The following is an 18,284-nucleotide window of genomic DNA, read 5'->3' on the forward strand; positions in this document are numbered from 1 at the left end:
CGCTACTTAGACGGCTAACCGTCGCGTCTAATGTTCTAATCACATAATGCCGTCTTTCATTTATCACTTCAATTTATAATCAATAGGTTAGTGTCTATATTGTGAGCTTAGACTGCTCATTGATGTTCAATTTCTTGATGTTCTGAATTCGGATAACTTTTGGTAGGGAAAGCGCACGTTAACAAGATATGAACGAGTGTTTGCTCTGACTGATTTTGGGCAAAACTGTGCCAGAGCAAGCACCTGGCACGAAACTGGATAATATCCTGCTCACATAAAGGCACTAATCAGCCTCTCGCGAAAGTCACCCAACAGCAGTCGAGGAAATGACGGATCGTCTTCGATGTGCCCAAAACCACAAATTGAATCATTACTTACCGCCCCCAAGCTAAGGTCAATTTCCTCATGGTTAGTTACTGGTTGAGAACCAGTTTGGATACTCAGCTCGGCTTCACCAAATGCAGAGTTATTGGGATTTGAGAATGCTTCAGGAATATTCTGCTCAACTCTCTCCGCGTATATTGATAGACGCTCTTCAGCTAAGGTGTAAAGCCAAGCCTCCTGATTAGGAGTGCTTGTTTTTCTCAGAATTCGCCCCAAAACCTGCCGAAAATACAGCTCAGTTTTCACTGTACTAAGGTGGCAACAGACTTGAAGGCGAGGAATATCTGTCCCTTCACTGATCATACCTACGCTGACAATCCATTGGATGTTAGCCTGCTTGAATTGCTCAATTTTAACGAGAGGGTTCCGTTCATGGTACGTGACTATCTCCGCTGTTTGACCCAATTCGTTGACAAGTATTTTCAGTAACATATTGGCGTGCGATACTGAGGCTGCCACAACGAGTCCTCCTGGATTAGAGTTACTTTTTCGGAGTTTCGCTAATGTCTCGCAGCCCTTTTGTAGAACATACTTCATCGCATCATACTGAGTAATGATAGATAGGTACGACGCTGATTTACTCTTTAGAAGTTCGTTGAAAGAACTGAAGGACTCCGTTTCGCCATCTCGAGTAATTTGCAGTTTATCGTTATCAACCAATACTATTTTCGGTACTCTGCACACGCCGTCAGTAATCGCATCTGCGAGCCCGTATGAGTAGTCACACAGAACCTGACCATCATCATCGGTGTAACTTGCCAGAACGATAGGGGCGCTGTCTGAGCGCCATGGCGTACCTGTTAACGCTAAAGTATAAGCAGCATAGCCTTGTATCTCGGTTAGAATTTTGGCTCCCCAGCTATTTGCATCGAGTTCGCAAGAACCAGCGCAATGATGTATCTCATCAAACACAACAAGCACTTTGTGCCGTTTCAGCAGTTGCCAAAAAGAGTCTTTCCTATACAGCATTCCTTGATAAGTATAAGACGCACCAGTATCACCGATGCCCCCCTCAAAGTTGCACCCAAGCTGCGAAGCAAAAGTCTCTCTTATCCCCTGAGCAACAACAGCCGAAGGTGAGAAACACAAAACGAAATCGATATGACCTTGCAACAATAGTCTTTTGGCGACCTGAGATGCCATGATGGTTTTACCTGCACCGGGTGTTGCAAGGCACATAAAGTGCTGATGTCCTGCTAAGTATTTTTCGAAAGCTGTATTAACGCAGTTAGTTTGCCACGCTCTTAACTTCATTCATGACAACCTTGAGATAGCGGGTGGTTATCAATTAGCTTAGTAACGGCCTCCAAATCACCCTGAACATCTGTTGCATGCCGCCGAGCTTCTACGAAAAACGGTCTGATATATGATTGTTCATCAGGGAAACGGTGAAGCAGTTCCTTGAATTTGTCTATTTCTCTCAAGGCAATAGCTTGTCTTACCTCCAGCTCGTTTCTCTCTCTTTTTATTGCGGATAGAAATTCAATCTTATTGTTTCCAGGAGACTTTTCAGCAATCTTGGAGGCCTCCTGCGATTTTGTTAGGTTGTTTTTCTTGGCATGAAAGCGAGTGCTCCGGGCTGCCAACGTTTTGCTGTAAACCGCATTATGAAAACCTTTCTCTGTCGACTTCTCCAGATAGCCTTTAAGTACTAACCGACTTACCTGGCGATAGACGAACTTTCGCGTTTCATTCTTGTCTGTGTTGATATTGCCCGTTTCAAGAAGCGCATCCCTTAGCTCAGTAACAGTAAAATGATCCAAATCCCTTACGATCAACAAGTTGTAGATATGTTCATTCAATGCCACTGACTTCGACATTCTTCGGCTCCTGACAAATAAATACTAAGGATTGCTTAGTATACAGAAATCAGTAAAACTAAGAAAATCTTAGTTCGATTGAGCCTTAAAGTATGAAACGTAAGTGTCGAACCACAACCCTATCCCAATGCGCCTCAAGGAGGTCCGCAAGAAAGCCAAGATCTCCCAAAAAGCTTTGGGTGTGCGCATAGGCATGGATGAAAGTTCGGCAAGTGCACGGATGAACCAGTATGAGAAGGGGCGGCATACCCCTGATGTGCGAACGCTTAAACTGATAGCTAACGAGCTAGGCGTTCCGCTAAATTATTTTTTCTGTGAAGATGATCAGATGGCCGAGGCTGTCTGTTTACTGGCCAAGCTCAAAGATGAGGACAAATCTCGAGTGCTTTCTATTTTGCGGGAAATGAGCTCTCAGAAAGAGTTGCTCTAGGATTGACTCTAAATGCTTTGGGGTAAATACGTCCAGATAAGCTGTCGCTATCGCACACATAGGTAGTAAAGATGGTAGAGCTAGGATTATCTAGCTCTCAAGCTCATACTCTTCCATCATTTCTTCAAAAACTCTTATGACATAACCATCCATAATGAGCTTATCGCGCAATGACGCATAGTAGGATTCATCCGATAATTCATCTATCGATACAATAGCAGTACCCAACGGTGGATTTGCCTTGAATGTAGTCTTGGTAGGTTCCGGTAACTCATCACAAAAGATAGTGCATTGAATATCAACAGGCTTATCAGTTTTAAGCAATACATATTCATCTACTTCTAGATAGGTTTGTGCTTGTAGACGGTTTACTCTCCACTTGATGTAGTAGTTTTTAGCATCAGATGACACTCTCAAGTCCGGTATTGAGACATTGTGACAGCTATGAATACTTTGGATTTGAAACCTATCGTTGTAGTCATTTTCTGCTTTAGGTTCTTCTGGGTACTTATTCTTAGGCACTTTGATTGATAACCCTTTGTGTCGCGGAATTGTTAGCTCTACAGAAACACCATTTGCCAAGATACGACTATCATTAGATACGGTTAGATAAAGAATTTCCGCACCAGCCCATTCTCTGAGCACACCTGCTCGCTCTCTGTATAAGTCCTTATTTAGTTGTTTTCCAAAGTGAGAGTTTTGTAATAATTGCATTGTTTGGAAGATAGAAGAGTTACCATAGATAGACTCATCGAGCTTAGTCTCTTCTTGATCTGGAATATTGCCGTTATCTGGAAGAGAAACTAACTTGCCACGTACCGTGAATTCTGAATTCAACTCTTCCTTGTCACCGTTCAGTAGCAAGCAATTTAAAATTGGATACTTCGGTAATTCTGCTTTTTTAGTATCAATGAAGTCTTTACCAAGGGTTACAGCTACGTGATAAACCATGCCAGTAAGGACAAGTAAGACTCCCACAGTGGGATCACTAGAAGCATTCAGTACAGAGCGAAGAATCTCGGACTTACCTATATACTCTTCGAATAGCGCCACTACTACAGCGTGAAGAAAGTTAACCTGTGATTCGACTATTAGACCTATACCAGTAAGAACAACTGACTTAGCTATAGTGTTGTAAGCCTTGGGTTTGATTAGATTTAAAATACGCTCAGCTATATCTAGCCAACGATTTACTTTCTCGTGCATTGAGCCTCTATAACATCGCATTCAACTTGATGAATATAGATTAACCCAGAAATAATGATTGTTCACTTATTATTCGATCCATCACGAGATGCTTTTGTCATATCCCTTACCTCATCGATATAATTTAGTGAGGAGCCAAAACGCTTTGTGGCAGGGGATCAGAATCAGCCTAGATCTAGCTGACTCGATGATGGACAAAACCAAGTTAGAACCTTCATTCTAACTCAGCTAATCTAGATTACAATATAGTCCAATATTTCTTAGGTATGAGGAATAGACCTCACTCAATGACTTCGTAATGCTACTTCAGCAGCTTCTTCTGCACGATAAGTTCCAGCATCAAGTAATTTTTCATATAGCGTCATAGCGTCTTCCTTTACTGCTCCCACAGTTCGCTGAAGCGTTACTGCTAGTTCAACTAACTTATCAGCATGCTCGATGTACGCGAAATCACATTCCTTTTCTTGCTGCACCTTCACTATATGCTGGGCAATAGTCAAAACTACTTTCATTATCCTTGGAGTTGGATTTAGCTTAACAAGACAGCTTACTAATCGATACATGTCGAGCTTGGTTATCAGTGATGGGTTATCAGCAATAAAATGAAGAACCTCGTATGTAAGTTCATCACTAGGCATTCGTTTATTGTAGGAAAACACGGAGTTTATTGCATGAGATAACAGTTCAAGTTCTCCTTTCATGCAACTCATCAGTACGTCATGTGAGGAGCCTCTGACCTTACCAAGTTCGTACCACCCAGAGCAAGCAGCGTAGATCCCTCCACATTTAATATTGATATCTCCTGTATCAAGTGCCTTTATCCACCTATCTACCAATTGAGCGCATCCTCGATCAGAAATTATGATCCCAGCCATCAACTCTCCAGCTGCCTGAATACAAGTAGGATTTTTTGTGGATAGCCAGTTCTCAATTATCTCAAGGAGTAACGAGAAATCTAACTTGTCTACGAGTTCCCAAATAGTACTAACCAATGCTGGTGTTGAGAACAGCGCCGAATTTTCTGTAAATAGTCGAGTGATTAGAGAATTAACCTTTTCTTGATTAGCCCAATACAACTGACGTCCTTCAAAAAGTAATATACATTCCCAAGTTTCAGTATTTTTCGATAAATCAATAAACTGGAATAAGATGTCCAGCCACTGATCATATTCGGGATTCTCCCGACACAATAAGCCCAAATAAATTGCGGAAAGAATAGTGTAGTTTCCTGATGGAACAGCACGAGATCCACCTCTATTACCGAAAAGAAGTGCCCCATTATGTTCATTGTCCTCGGATAACTCCTTGTGATTCGTATCAGGTTCTATATCAGCTTCAAGGAAACTAACTAAAAGCGTAATATCTTCATCGCCCAATCCTTTGTCGATCTTTGCAATCTGTTGGAATGATCTAGCAACTCCGAAAACCCACTCTTGTGATTTAAATCCTCGTTGGTTTAACGTACTTATAAGCTCTTTTAGCTCAGATGATTTAATTTCATTTAACTTAGATAGTTCTTCTACAGCGTAAGCCGCAGGACGTTCGTGAATTCCCGCCTCAAAATGATTGTTCATAAGATTCATCGCTCGTACTGGGGTAGAAAAAGCGAAGCGTCCAAATGCTCTTGATAGTTCTACTATCCCACCATATCTCCAACAATGCCTTTGTTTTTGTTCATCGTGATCAGAAATCATCTCATTAAAAAATTTGAGAATATCGCTATCACTTGCTTTGTCCATCTGTTCTTCTGACATAGGAGAAGTCACTATAGAGGCCATGCCCATACCACTTGAGCGTTCACCAATTTTTGGCTCTCGTTGACAGTCTCTTTCTGCCACTTGACGTCGTCTGCGAGGAGTTAACATTTCAGCAGGGAGCCTAGCTAGTAAAGTAAGGCGATACTCTTCACTATATCGAAGTGAGCGATGTCTCGTTTCTACTGGAAGTTCAGAATCTGGTGAATATGCATGATAATTTTCAATAGCCTGCTTTATATGTTCGATTTGTTCAGATTTCCAGTAAGGTACGCTTTCTTCAATAAGCATCATAGTGATGTTGCCATTCACCAAAAAGTTTACTTTATCTTCTCCTTGAAAATAGCCATATCCCAAACACAAGCGAAAATCATTCTCCAATAAGAAAATTTCAATTTCATCAGCCAGTTCTGAAGAATTCGATGCCAAAGCAATGGCTATCATTGATTGAATTTCGTCAAGCTGGATACCCATAAACGGATTAATAAACTCTAGAAACTTTATGGGATTATTTTTAGCAGATTCGATTAATGATATTTGCAAAGCACCTAAAAGTTTATCTTCTTCTAATCTATCTTCCAAGTCGCCATTAAGGTAGGAAGAGCGTTTAAACGTGCGAGCCAAGGTAGTATGAACTTCGCCATTTTCAATAATGCGGATAAACCAAGGCATTAAAACTTCAGCAAACTGGAAGGGATACTCTTTTACATATTTGTCGATCCCATATAATCGGTGTTCAATCGCGACTTTATATTCGACTAAATTAAGCCATGTAGCTAGGAGCTTTAACGCTGATTCTTTATGGTTTTGCTTAAACAACCCAACGATATACCTCGAAACCACATCCTTAATCACATCGGTTCGAGATAAGATTTTTTCAACTCGTTTCAATGTTGCAGAGGTTGAAGCTATTGATCTAGATAGTACATTGAAGGCTCGCTCGTCATCTTCCTGCTCGCCCCACAACCTATCTATTAATGACACAACATGATCTTCATCAAAGTTACTCTCGGCTATGAGCCATTGAGTTGCATTTTCATAGTGTTTTAGTTGCCCCATTAGCTCAGGTAGATATTCAACGAGTAGCCCTCTCCAGTTCACCCAATGGATAGATGTCTTAGATACAATACGTCGAGCAAGCACCTGATCATGTTGAATAATTCTAGAAACACGCTCCGAATCATTAAAGTCAGGAGATGGAGAGGTGCTTATGATATCAACTAAAAGGTGAAGTATATGACGGCGCACTTTGCCACTAAATAACAGCGTATCCAGCGCCTTTTGGTACTCGCTAATGTTATGTTCACGGAGATGCTCTAACCCTCTAAGAATTGTACTCCTAGAAAATAACCCATCTTGCTTGAGTGAAATAAATCGGCAAATATCGTCAGAGCATTTGAAACATTGTGCCTGAAAGTCATCAAGCCATGCTTGATGACTGAAGCCGATATTTTTCCCATACCTAACGATAACTCCAACAGCTTCTAAAGTGTAGATAGTTGAATGGTACTCAATTTCATAAGCATCAATAGGTCTTCTTAGAACTTCATGCTTAATCATGTCATTAGCTAACAAGCGAAGGAAATCGAGCTGTTGTACCCGAGTTACTGGGTTTGTTAACTTCTTTTCTAACCAACGGCTCAGTAGGTTTTTAGATGTAATTTCAGCAGGATTCTCCCCCGACGTTATAAGACTGACGTATAAGCTTAATGCGAAAGGTACTTGTATAGTGGGATACATTGATACAGGCACTGAATTTTTATTAATTCCAATGTCCGTCAAAAATTCTTCAACACATTCTTGTGAGAGGGCGTTGAGTTCTATTTGCGTTGCATCCAATTGGACAAACCGAGTGTCAAAGCTAGCCTCAAACGGTCTAGAGGACACTACAATATGAATAGGATATGTTTTACGAGACTCAAACTGCTCTTTAAGCGAAAGTATAAGGTCTACCAGAACTCTAAATCTATTTGAACTCTGATCCATAACTTCGCTAACTGCATCCATCTGGTCTACCAATAGTACTAAAGGCTTGGACTCAGATAGTTTCAGTAGAGAATTTGTAATATTTCCCTCTAATTTTAAATACTTTCCCAAATCTACTAAGTCATTAATTTCTTTATCCAATTCGTCAGCTTTAATGGCTAGAATAGTTAGATCCTGCTCAAGCAAGTGGTCATAGAGCTGTGACAATAATGATGATTTACCAGAGCCTGAACTCCCTGAGAGAAGGTAACAGTTACTTTCTGCTGTATCTATCAGCTGCTTGAGATTTTCTAATTCTTGTCGAAAAATAAACTGATTCTCAATAGTCTTATGCCAGCAAGAGAGCGGACGACTTGCTTCCTTTAGCTTCTCTTCTGTGACTTGCGACATCGGTTGCTCCCATAGAGGGGCTACTAGAGTGTTCGGTATTATGAAGTGACGGTTACAGACATCTTGATTGATCTGTAACCATCGATTTAATTCATGTGGTCTCAGTAATATGTATCGAAAATTATTTATGTTCTTAACAAGAGCTGGCAAGAGGTTTTCGGCATCAATATTTTTGAAAGATGCGTATTTTTGCTTGACAGCTTTTGCTTGTCTTAAAATTTCTGGTTCATTATTTGCGACCCAAGCTTTTGGTGCTTGGAAAAAATCGTCTACATCACCATGTGGATCATTGCTCAAGGCCAAGTAAAAAGTAAACTCATCAGGTTGTGGTAATAAGCTTTTATCTAATTCAGCATAAAATAGAAATTTAATGATCTCTTTTAGAGTTGCTGAAACGCTAAATTTTCCTGCCTCACGCTTACACTGTACCAAGCCAACAGGCACCTCTTTATTGGTAAGCCAAACGTCTCTCCCTTTGTCTGCACCAGTAATCATCCATCGAGACTTGTCATAAGGGTGCTCCGCCTCATAACCGCTGCGAAATACATCCCAAAGTAACAGTTCAAACTGTTCAGGGGTCAACAATTGGTATGGCAGCACCTTGGCACCTACTTCTATGACCTCGGTAGGGCGATTATCAGTAACTTCTTTTTCAATTTCTGGTGCTTCAACTATTTTCACTTGGTTCGCTTCAGGCACTGACATATCTCCCTTTGGGGGTTTCTTACGCATAAGATAAAAATTATATCACCCTGATATCTCAGCAAAAACCATGTCAATCAAAATTAAATATTACGAACTGATTAATGTAGGTGTAGATCTGTGTGGATTAGTTTTTCCTATGGCAAATACAGAAAAAACAGAATGTGTATGAGCTTTCACTTTAACTCAGAATGAGGCAAAAGCTAGTCAGTTCAGCCAGACTTAAGGAAGAGTGTCATAACTCAGTTGTTGAAAAATTTGCAACAACTGCCGAGGAATCCTCGGTAGTTGGTAAAAAAGAAAGTGACAATGTGAACTGCTGAAGAATTATTTATGGGGTTATTTAGACTACTGAAGCTGATCTATCTCAATTAGGGGCGTAAGCTTCTTAGGCAATTGTCCAACAGGCTATTGCCGAATACCACGGAATAGGCCAGCCTAGCTACCTCAATGGCAATGGTGGGGGGGGTTGAGCTACGTTTGATACATCTATGAAGAATTATGGAAAATAGCATAGTGTAGACGGCGCAGTTCTATAGATATGCGAGCGGCAGTTTTGATCTGCAACTACCTTGAAAAACACCGCTACCACACTCCCATATTGCGAACTCTTGCTTCTACTTCTTTGAGAGCGTCAAGTGAACCTGTACTGATTATCTCTAAAGGGGAACGCCCCTCAAAAAAGCTGTTATGGTTTTTTATTGCCATAAAACCGGTCTGATTTTTGGGGTTCTCAAAATGTACTTTTAAGAAATTAAGAATACTTAGAATGCAATACACTCGCTCTTCCTGTTCATCTTCTGGATAAGAGTGAAGCACATTTTGTATTTCTTCCGGCGTGGCTCCCCATTTTTTAAGGGTATCCCTTGCTAACTCTAGCTTATTGTTGTCCATTCGTATCACCAAAAATGCAGATACCAGCTACGGTACTTAAGTCGCAACACCTGAGTTACACATCCCACCAAATGAACTAAGCTGTAGCACCAAATAAGTACTAGTATAAGATACATTCACTAGCGGTGGCAGAATGAGGTTGGAAAATGACTTTTGATAGCGAAGAATATGAGGGCCTAAGTGAAGAGCAAATAGAAAGGCTCAAAGTCATAATTTCTCTTGCAACGGAGCTTCACGAAGATGTGCACTTGGCAAAATTGTGGGTACAAGAGAGCGTTTACGGCTTAGGAGGGAAGCGGCCAGTCGATATGATTTCAAACAAGGAAGATTTTGAGATGGTATGCGATCTAGTTGGCCGATTAAAACACGGAATTCCAACATAACCGACTTGGATTTGGGTTGATTTAGACTTAGCCAGCCAACTATCAAACCACGATTCGCTGGCTGTATATGCAGATTAAGTTGCTTCATAAATAATGCCAGTTCATCTCAGCGGAACATCTGTTAATGGCGCCCTATAAACCCGCATTTAATTAAGACCATGACTCATTGACGACCTAGTGTGGACTAGCACTGTCCAATGCTAATTATTGCAGCAGCCTGTTGTAAAAAATGACTTTACCCCCCTATGTATGGGGCCGGTTACATTATGGCAGCATCACATTTCGCAATTATAGGGCCAAGGTTAAAGGTTGATAAATTCGTTGTTAAGATTAAATAGATAGCAAAAGTTACATTTGGTATGAAAAATCATATGTCACCAATTGCCAGATTATGGATGCTCAGTGTGCGTATATCGGACGGACTTACACTTAACGCACTCAAATTAACCTTTGTGTACATTTTTATGCAAAAATCACTCTAACTAAGGCAATAATCACTCTAACTAAGGCATCATACGCCTCCATGGCTTAGTTTGAGTGCCGCAAATTCCTAGCTATAGAGCAGGGTACTCAGAATCGTAAGGCTGATTTGGACATTTCGTGTTAGATCTTCTGCGCTACTTGTTATTTTCGGATAATTTATTGGATTGAAAAGGCAGATGCGGATAGCGTTTATTACTACCGATATCTGTTCTATATCTCATACCCCAAACCGTATGATCACAAAACTTAGGGGCAAATCGCGACAACCGCAATACCCATATTTTAGTGATGCCAATAAAGCAATTACAAACAGTCAAGGCCTTACGAAGCGTTGTTAAATACATGAGACTCACAAAACTCGAACTTTCAAAGAACAAAGTCCAGGGCTAATGATATCAGCTAGGCTTCGCCTCTAAATTATCAACAAGGTTTAGTTTGGAAATGATAAATGCACGGTTGCGGTGTGATTCGTCAGCCCCCCAACCTTTTGGGCAGTAGTTCCCCATCAGTTCTTCGTGTGACGAAATACGCTCGATCACTGGCACAAGATTGTCGTCAAGTTCATTCAGATCCACGTAATACACCTCTCGGTCTGCCATTACCAGCGCTTCACCAATGCGATCCAGCCAGAAACGCTGACCGTCCGGAGTTTGCTGCTCATCCGTGATCATGACGTTGTGTGATTGCAGCAGGAAATTGAACACTTCACGGGCAAAGCAGGAAAGTACGTGGCCATGAATACCGGCAATCTGACGCCAAACAATCAACTGGGTGCATTTCTTCAAAGAAAGGTAAGCGTTAAGCTCGTCGCGCACAATAGTTTTTACCTTGTACACTGTCTCGGCATGCTCTCCTGCACTCCAGATCAGGCAAATGGTCTGAACGACACCTTCTTTTTGCTTTGTCGCTTCGTTGGCTACTACCTTATATCCCGCAGGCTTTACGAAATCTGGCAGCAGAAAATCCTTTGTCTTTGTTTCAAGGAAAGCAGTCGTTTCTTGTCTGTTAGATGACAGCGTGGTGAGTTTCATATTAAAGCCTGTTTCATTAGTTGGAAATACGGTTTAGTGTAACTCTATGATTTCTTTATTGTGATATCATGTTGAACATCAGCCCCCGTTTTCTGTTGAACGCATTGCACCCTTTTATATATCACCCCTTGAGATGACACGTCATGAACTCGGAGATTCAGCTAAAACACTTATCGAGTCCGGTATGACAAAAGAAAAGGCAGCAAAACAGCTTGGTATTGGGAAGCTACGTTGTATTGCAGATTGAAGGTTTGATTATGATTAATCAAACTTCATCAAACATTTATTCAAGGGCAAGCCTTACTATTCCGGAGGTACCACTCACTCACTCACTGTTTGATTATGTTTTATGTGGTTACTTTTTCGATACGGGTAACTTTTACACCCCATGGGTTAGTCGCCTGATCGACAATCGTCAGCAGCTGACTGTTGATCCTGTCACGCTGCGATAGCATTTCATCCAGCTCCATCGAGCCCAGAACAGTACGAATGTTGGTAAGAGTGAGGTTTCGAATCGCATGCTCGAGATCATTAACCTCATAGGCTGCTTTTGCCGCATCAACAACCTGAACAAAACAGACTGCATCAATAGTGACGTTCGCATTATCACGCGAGATCACTTCCTGCGCAGGAATATCAAGAACCCTTTCCATCATGTTGATTCTATTGCCAACTTTATCAACAAAAGGAACAATCAGATTTAGCCCCGGACGCAATGTTTTGGTATAACGACCAAAACGCTCAACAGTCCACTCATTCCCCTGTGCAACGGTCTTCACCCCGGAGGCAATGAACACAATCACGACAATAATGAAAATCCCTACAGTAACTAACGTATCATATGGCATAGCCGGCATGTCTGGCATGACTCACTCCTTTACAAACAATGTTCAGTTACTGGTAGGATATCTTAAGCCATTGATTGTTCATATAGATATTGATCAATCTTAATTTTCGATCAAACGAAAACATCCGCCAAAAGGCGGATGTTGATTATCGCGAAAGTTAGAAGATTGGTATGTTTTAGGTGCGGAACTGCCCCACCAGCTCTTCAAGTTGTGCACACTGGGTCGAGAGCATCTCAAAACCCTGCTCGGTCGTTCTGACCTTGCCAACCATGTTGTGACTCATTGAGGCAATCTCCTGCACATTACGGTTAATACTATCGCTGACTTGACTTTGCTGCGTAGCTGCCGCTGCTATCTGCAGGTTCATTTCATTAATCACGCTAATCGACTGGCTGATAGCATCAATAGAATCATTGGCAGTGTTGGCCTGCTGTACCGTATAGGTGCTGCTTTCACGACTCGATTCCATCGCCTGTACAGCCGCCCTTGCCCCTTGCTGAAGACGCTCAATCATCACCTGAATTTCGCCAGTACTGTCCTGGGTCTTACTGGCAAGCGTACGAACCTCATCAGCAACAACCGCGAAACCTCTGCCCTGCTCACCAGCACGTGCGGCCTCGATAGCGGCATTCAACGCTAGCAAGTTGGTCTGATCCGCAATGCCTCTAATAACGTCAAGAATAGAAGCGATATTACCCACATCACGCTCAAGATGGCTAATAACGACACTGGAAGATTCAATTTCTTCTGCCAGTTTGTGGATAGAGACAACGGTATCACTCAACATATCGCGTGCAGTCTGGGACTCGGTACTCGCACTCTGTGTCGCCTGAGCCGCTTCGTTGGCGTGCTCTGTTACCGTATCACTGGTTGCACTCATTTCATTAACCGCCGTTGCAGCCTGCGTACTCTCTTCCTGCTGGCGGGAGGCATTAGTCACTACGCCTTGTGTTTCTTGCTGTATTCGGCCCGTTTCAGACTGTACCGCCTGCAAGGTCAGCGCAACTTCGATGATCATGATGTGGATTCTGGACACAAACTCATTGAAGGAATTGGCCAGCATGCCAATTTCATCCTTGCTGTCTTCCTGAATACGTTGGGTCAAGTCACCATGACCTACCGCAATATCGTTCATCGCCAGCGACAAACGCTTCAAAGGCAAACTGACCAAACGTGAGACCAGCCAGGCAATCAAAGCTGAGATAATTATGACAACCGTAATACCGGCTTCGATGATTAATGTGATAAGTTCCGACTTGGCAACAAGCTGCTGCTTTAAATCCAGCTGTGCCAATTGGATTTCATCTCGAATCGCAAGCAATGAGGTACGCAGTGTATTGAAGTCACTTTCAATTTGTACCCGATTTTCCTGGTAATACATACCAGCCAGATCAGGCTGCTCTACCATGGTTTGATAATACTGTAACCACTTGGCATAACTCGTATTGAGTGTTTGTAACGTCTGTTTGCTTTCTGCGCCAAGAAAGCCGTTATCAATCAGCGTTTGTGGGGATTGAAAGCGCAACAATGCCTTCGCACTATTATCGTTAAACTCCTCGGTATGATATTGCAACTGCGCCAGATCGCGCTGCGACAAAATCACCCCTTGGCCAGCAGTTATCACCTGATAGATATCACGATAGCCATCCTCTAGCTGCTCAAGCACTGGCTGCATTTCATCTGTTAGAATTTTACTCGCGTCAGCCTGATCCTTTAGGACAAGTACAATTGTCGCAAACAGACCACTGAACAAAGTAACGACAAGCATTATCGGAGTAATGAATTTCCAACGAAAAGAGAGATTTCTGAACCACAACATTGTTATTCCTGACTTGATCTAAGCTGTTGAGATATAGGGTAACCATACCGATTATGGGTATATGCCACTACTTATTGATATGCAAAACTATGTGCATATTTATAAAATAGGACACACTCCACTTCTTTTACTCAGGCAATAAAGATTTGGGCAAAAATCGACTCAATCACACAAAGGGGGTCAATAAAGACATAAAACAGTGAAATACAGATAACTCTCGTAACTCAAGCCAATAAGCATGCAAAAAAGCAATATTTTGCTTCTCTCGCCAGCAACCAAGCGCACAACATGCACATAACTCAACAGGTACATAGTCATAAAATTGGCAAATAAACGGTCAAAAACACGACATAATCAGTCTTAGGTAGCAAAACTCTATTAATATATTGATACGTCCTATCATATTATGTTTTCATTAGCCTGATTTATAACAAGGTACCTCTAAATAAGTACCGTACATTTCAGGTTTATTTACAATGTCAGCTCGCAACATCTTTTCAAATCCAAGCGAAATAACATTTCCGGAAGGTGAACAACTCGTCTCGACGACCAACCTCAAAGGTGTGATCACCTACTGCAACCCATCTTTCTGCCGAGTAGCCGGCTATAGCGAACAAGAGCTCATCGGCCAAAACCACAATATTATTCGCCACCCGGATATGCCTAAGGCCGCTTTTGCCGATTTATGGTCGTGCCTGCGGGATGGCAAGGCCTGGCGCGGTATTGTCAAAAACCAGGCGAAAAGTGGCAACTTTTACTGGGTAGATGCCTATGTCACACCAATTTATGAGAACGGCCAGGTAACGGGCTATCAATCAGTGCGCGTTAAACCTAAATCTCAATGGGTGAAGGTTGCTACCGAAGCCTATAAACAACTATTGAAAGCAGAACAGCGTGGACGAAAAGCCGCCTTTTCACTTCCTGATTCGTTTAAGTACTGTGCGCTGGCTGCATCATGTGTCTTGCCCGCTACCGCCAACCTGTTCAATGACGGTATCAGCGTGCAAAATGCCCTGATGTTCACACCATTGGCTGTTATCGGTTTATTATTCCGTCAGGAAATCTTTGACACCCCGATACGCCTAAAAGAACTGCAGCAGCGATACGACAGCATCAGCCGACTCATTTTCTCTGGCAGTGATAAGTTCTCGGTTGCCGACTACCGTATAAAAATGGCCTCTGCACGAATTCGTACTGTACTGGGAAGAATGACGGATTCCGCCGCTCCGCTACATGATCTTGCTGATCAACTCAGCGAGTCGGCCAGCCGGGTGAACCAGGCAATCTCTACCCAGAACACCAATATTCACCGTGTTGCCAACGCAATGAATGACATTGCAGACTCCGCACGTTCGGTTGCATCTCATGCCAGTGACAGCAACACCCTTTTGGATGAGACGCGCATTCACTGCGATCAAACCCGTGAACAGCTTGATTCGACCCAAAGCAGCCTGCAGACGTTATCAGCCCAGGCTGAACAGGCAACGGCCGCAACCCACCAGCTCGGCAGCGAAGCCAATAAGGTCAGTACTGTTATGTCAGAAATCAGCGGTATTGCCGATCAAACCAACCTGCTTGCGCTTAACGCCGCCATCGAGGCCGCTCGTGCCGGTGAACATGGCCGTGGTTTTGCGGTAGTTGCTGACGAGGTACGTGCTCTGTCATCCCGAACACAAACGGCTACCGAGCAAATCCAGAACAGCATCGAGCAGATGATGGCAACCATCAATGACTGGCAAACGGTGATCGAAAACAATCGGGACAAAACCAACGAATGTGTCGATATCGCCGCCAAAGGCGCCCAATGTCTTGAGCAGGTCGAACAGAATATGCAGGCAATCAACCAACTGATTGGTCAGGTTTCCTCATCAGCTTCGGAGCAAGAGCAGTTGTCAGAGCAAACTAGCCAGCATATTCATGTGATCGCCGATGCTTCACAGCAAAACCTTGATGAAGTCGAACAGGTAGAGCAAGGCAGCGCGACCCTGAAGAACAAGGTCAATGACTTCCACCTTCTGGCAGCACGCTTCGAGGAAAAATAACTGCGACGGCTGCCTTAACACAGTTTAATGCGTTAAGGCAGCAACACTTTTCAGCTTCCTACGATCCCCACCGATTATTTTGCGTTTTTACCTGCCTTAGGTACTGTCCAGCGCCCAGGTACGTTATTATCACCCTTCATTTGTGCTAAGAGTTCTCTTTACCTATGTACCAGCAAACACTGAAAAACTACTTTGGCTTTGATCACCTTCGTCCGGGACAGGAAGAGGTCATCACGCAGATCTTAAGCGGCGAGTCGGCCTGTGCGATATTCCCGACAGGTTCCGGAAAGTCATTGTGTTATCAGTTGCCTGCTGTCCAATTGCCACACCTGACATTGGTTATTTCGCCTCTGCTGGCGCTGATGAAAGATCAGCTCGACTTCCTGCATAGCAAAAACATTCCAGCCGCTTCAATCGATTCGAGCCAAAGCTGGGACGAGAGCCAGCAGGTTATGCAAGGGGTAAGAAACGGAGAAATAAAGGTTCTGATGATCTCAGTCGAGAGGCTAAACAACGAACGTTTCCGTCATTTCATCTCACAGGTACCTATCTCACTGCTGGTTGTCGATGAGGCCCACTGTATTTCGGAATGGGGGCATAACTTCCGCCCGGACTACCTCAAGCTGCCCACTCATCGCCAGTGGCTGAATATTCCTCAGGTGTTGTTGCTGACAGCAACTGCGACCCCGGCAGTTATTGAAGATATGAGCCAGAAATTTGCTATCGACAGGCAAAATGTCGTGGTCACCGGTTTCTATCGCCACAACCTCGACCTGACCATCACCCCGACAGAAGAAGAAAACAAACAGCAGGCACTGTTAAGCCAGCTGGAACAACAAGCCGGCCAGCCAACAATTGTCTATGTCACTTTACAAAAAACGGCTGAGCAATTAGCTAGCTGGCTAAATCAACAAGGGTACCAGGCTCAAGCCTACCATGCAGGCATGGACTCGGAACAACGGCAGCGGATCCAGCACGCCTTTATGGCTGGACAACATAGCTGCATCATTGCCACCATCGCCTTTGGAATGGGCATCGATAAAGCCGATATCCGCCAGGTTATTCACTATGATTTACCCAAATCGATTGAGAACTACAGTCAGGAAATAGGCCGAGCCGGACGCGACGGGCTCTCTTCAAACTGTACCCTGCTAGCTAACAAGTCGGGACTGAACGTCCTTGAAAACTTTGTCTATGGCGATACGCCCGATCAGGCCGCGATAGAAACGGTACTCAGCCAGATACAGGCAAGTCCCGGCCAATGGGAAGTGATGTTAACGCGGCTATCAAAAGACAGTAACATTCGCCTGCTTCCGCTAAAAACCCTGCTGGTGTATCTGGAAATGCACCAGATCATTGAGCCCCAGTATACGTACTTTGCCGACTACCGCTTCAAGATGGTTAAAGATCAGCAATTTATTATTGACCAATTTCAGGGCGAACGTCGTGAGTTCGTCAGCCATATTTTTGCCTGTTCACCCAAAGCCCGCACCTGGCACACCGTTGATTTTGATGCTCTATGGCAAAGCAGCCAAACTGAACGCAAACGTGTGGTAGCAGCTATCGATTATTTCAGTGAAAAAGGCTGGATCGAGCTTGAAAGCAAGCAAATGACAGATGTCTATCGCGTCAAAAATCCTCACTTCGACATCCGGGAGCAAGCAGCGAGTCTCTACGAGCTTTTCCGGAAAAAAGAGGACAGCGAGATCGAGCGTATTACGCGCATGTTAGGCTTCTTTGAAAGCGACCAGTGCCTGAGCTCTACCCTTGCTGGCTATTTTGCCGATAACAATGCTCCGCAACAATGCGGACATTGCTCGGTATGCCGCGGACATGTAGCCAGCCTACCGGGAACCGTTGAATTATCAGATATTTCTGAGAACGCATTAAAAGCATGGTGTGATCCCTTTATATCGGCGTGCGCTTCACAACCGTCATCTGCTGCCGTCACCCGCTTCTTGTGCGGAATGACATCACCACTGAATACTAAAATAAAAGCCCGCCAGATGAGTGGATTCGCCAAACTGGAAGCCTATCCCTTCCGGCAAACTCAGGCATTGATTGCTGGCGTCTACCCTCATTTAGCGTAAGTTTGCCACTGAGAATCACTTG

11 protein-coding genes and 2 pseudogenes are annotated in these 18,284 nt (G+C 43.3%); 4 read left to right on the top strand and 9 right to left on the bottom strand.

The annotated features are described in order from the left end of the window. Positions 1–270: 270 nt before the first annotated feature. Together EIZ48_RS16840 and EIZ48_RS16845 are read right to left on the bottom strand one after the other, a co-directional pair. On the bottom strand, positions 271–1,638 hold the full coding sequence (locus EIZ48_RS16840) for a DEAD/DEAH box helicase (RefSeq protein WP_160653799.1): 1,368 nt from the start codon (positions 1,636–1,638) through the stop codon (positions 271–273). Then, on the bottom strand, positions 1,635–2,204 hold the full coding sequence (locus EIZ48_RS16845; protein WP_160653803.1) for a VspR family transcription factor: 570 nt from the start codon (positions 2,202–2,204) through the stop codon (positions 1,635–1,637). Before EIZ48_RS16845 ends, EIZ48_RS16840 begins: the two co-directional genes overlap by 4 nt. A gap of 103 nt (positions 2,205–2,307) precedes the next feature. On the opposite strand from EIZ48_RS16845, the gene EIZ48_RS16850 reads away from it, so the two are divergent. Beyond that, complete coding sequence (locus EIZ48_RS16850; protein ID WP_160653805.1) at positions 2,308–2,634, top strand: helix-turn-helix domain-containing protein; 327 nt, start codon at positions 2,308–2,310, stop codon at positions 2,632–2,634. A 90-nt stretch (positions 2,635–2,724) separates the two neighbouring features. Here the strand turns inward: EIZ48_RS16850 and EIZ48_RS16855 are convergent, their stop codons facing one another. From EIZ48_RS16855 to EIZ48_RS16865, 3 genes are all read right to left on the bottom strand, one after another. Next, positions 2,725–3,840, bottom strand: a complete 1,116-nt coding sequence (locus tag EIZ48_RS16855; RefSeq protein WP_160653808.1) for a hypothetical protein — start codon at positions 3,838–3,840, stop codon at positions 2,725–2,727. Between the two features lie 284 nt (positions 3,841–4,124). After that, entirely contained in the window at positions 4,125–8,669 is a 4,545-nt protein-coding gene (locus EIZ48_RS16860; RefSeq protein ID WP_160653810.1) for an AAA family ATPase, read from the bottom strand. A gap of 588 nt (positions 8,670–9,257) precedes the next feature. Next, positions 9,258–9,566: a hypothetical protein gene (locus EIZ48_RS16865; protein WP_160653813.1), complete on the bottom strand. Its 309-nt coding sequence runs from the start codon at positions 9,564–9,566 to the stop codon at positions 9,258–9,260. A 146-nt stretch (positions 9,567–9,712) separates the two neighbouring features. Between EIZ48_RS16865 and EIZ48_RS16870 the strand changes: the two genes are divergently transcribed. Next, the gene (locus EIZ48_RS16870; RefSeq protein WP_192928610.1) at positions 9,713–9,949 is read left to right on the top strand and encodes an antitoxin Xre/MbcA/ParS toxin-binding domain-containing protein; all 237 of its coding nucleotides are present in this window, start codon (positions 9,713–9,715) and stop codon (positions 9,947–9,949) included. An 878-nt stretch (positions 9,950–10,827) separates the two neighbouring features. On the opposite strand, the gene EIZ48_RS16875 is transcribed toward EIZ48_RS16870, so the two are convergent. From EIZ48_RS16875 to EIZ48_RS16885, 4 genes and pseudogenes are all read right to left on the bottom strand, one after another. Further along, positions 10,828–11,463, bottom strand: a complete 636-nt coding sequence (locus EIZ48_RS16875; RefSeq protein WP_160653816.1) for a hypothetical protein — start codon at positions 11,461–11,463, stop codon at positions 10,828–10,830. A 53-nt stretch (positions 11,464–11,516) separates the two neighbouring features. After that, a pseudogene (locus tag EIZ48_RS29950) lies at positions 11,517–11,624 on the bottom strand (integrase); the annotation flags it as partial. 201 nt (positions 11,625–11,825) lie between these two features. After that, positions 11,826–12,311, bottom strand: a pseudogene (locus EIZ48_RS16880) (paraslipin); the annotation flags it as partial. Positions 12,312–12,486: 175 nt separating this feature from the next. Further along, positions 12,487–14,130, bottom strand: a complete 1,644-nt coding sequence (locus EIZ48_RS16885) for a methyl-accepting chemotaxis protein (protein WP_160653819.1) — start codon at positions 14,128–14,130, stop codon at positions 12,487–12,489. A 476-nt stretch (positions 14,131–14,606) separates the two neighbouring features. On the opposite strand from EIZ48_RS16885, the gene EIZ48_RS16890 reads away from it, so the two are divergent. Both EIZ48_RS16890 and EIZ48_RS16895 read left to right on the top strand, forming a co-directional pair. Then, a complete protein-coding gene (locus EIZ48_RS16890; protein WP_160653821.1) occupies positions 14,607–16,172 on the top strand; it encodes a methyl-accepting chemotaxis protein in 1,566 nt (521 codons plus the stop codon). 164 nt (positions 16,173–16,336) lie between these two features. Beyond that, positions 16,337–18,262 carry a RecQ family ATP-dependent DNA helicase gene (locus tag EIZ48_RS16895; RefSeq protein WP_160653824.1) on the top strand — a complete coding sequence of 642 codons (1,926 nt, stop codon included), beginning with the start codon at positions 16,337–16,339 and terminating at the stop codon, positions 18,260–18,262. The last annotated feature ends 22 nt before the right edge of the window (positions 18,263–18,284 follow it).

The sequence above is a fragment of the Photobacterium alginatilyticum genome (genome assembly GCF_009910675.1).
Taxonomy (GTDB): Bacteria; Pseudomonadota; Gammaproteobacteria; order Enterobacterales; family Vibrionaceae; genus Photobacterium; species Photobacterium alginatilyticum.

What these genes read in the sequence shown, in the direction of transcription:
- EIZ48_RS16870 (WP_192928610.1), top strand. Translation starts at nt 9,713, where the DNA reads ATGACTTTTGATAGCGAAGAATATGAGGGCCTAAGTGAAGAGCAAATA.
- EIZ48_RS16890 (WP_160653821.1), top strand. Translation starts at nt 14,607, where the DNA reads ATGTCAGCTCGCAACATCTTTTCAAATCCAAGCGAAATAACATTTCCG.
- EIZ48_RS16845 (WP_160653803.1), bottom strand. Translation starts at nt 2,204, where the DNA reads ATGTCGAAGTCAGTGGCATTGAATGAACATATCTACAACTTGTTGATC.
- EIZ48_RS16865 (WP_160653813.1), bottom strand. Translation starts at nt 9,566, where the DNA reads ATGGACAACAATAAGCTAGAGTTAGCAAGGGATACCCTTAAAAAATGG.
- EIZ48_RS16875 (WP_160653816.1), bottom strand. Translation starts at nt 11,463, where the DNA reads ATGAAACTCACCACGCTGTCATCTAACAGACAAGAAACGACTGCTTTC.
- EIZ48_RS16885 (WP_160653819.1), bottom strand. Translation starts at nt 14,130, where the DNA reads ATGTTGTGGTTCAGAAATCTCTCTTTTCGTTGGAAATTCATTACTCCG.
- EIZ48_RS16855 (WP_160653808.1), bottom strand. Translation starts at nt 3,840, where the DNA reads ATGCACGAGAAAGTAAATCGTTGGCTAGATATAGCTGAGCGTATTTTA.
- EIZ48_RS16895 (WP_160653824.1), top strand. Translation starts at nt 16,337, where the DNA reads ATGTACCAGCAAACACTGAAAAACTACTTTGGCTTTGATCACCTTCGT.
- EIZ48_RS16840 (WP_160653799.1), bottom strand. Translation starts at nt 1,638, where the DNA reads ATGAAGTTAAGAGCGTGGCAAACTAACTGCGTTAATACAGCTTTCGAA.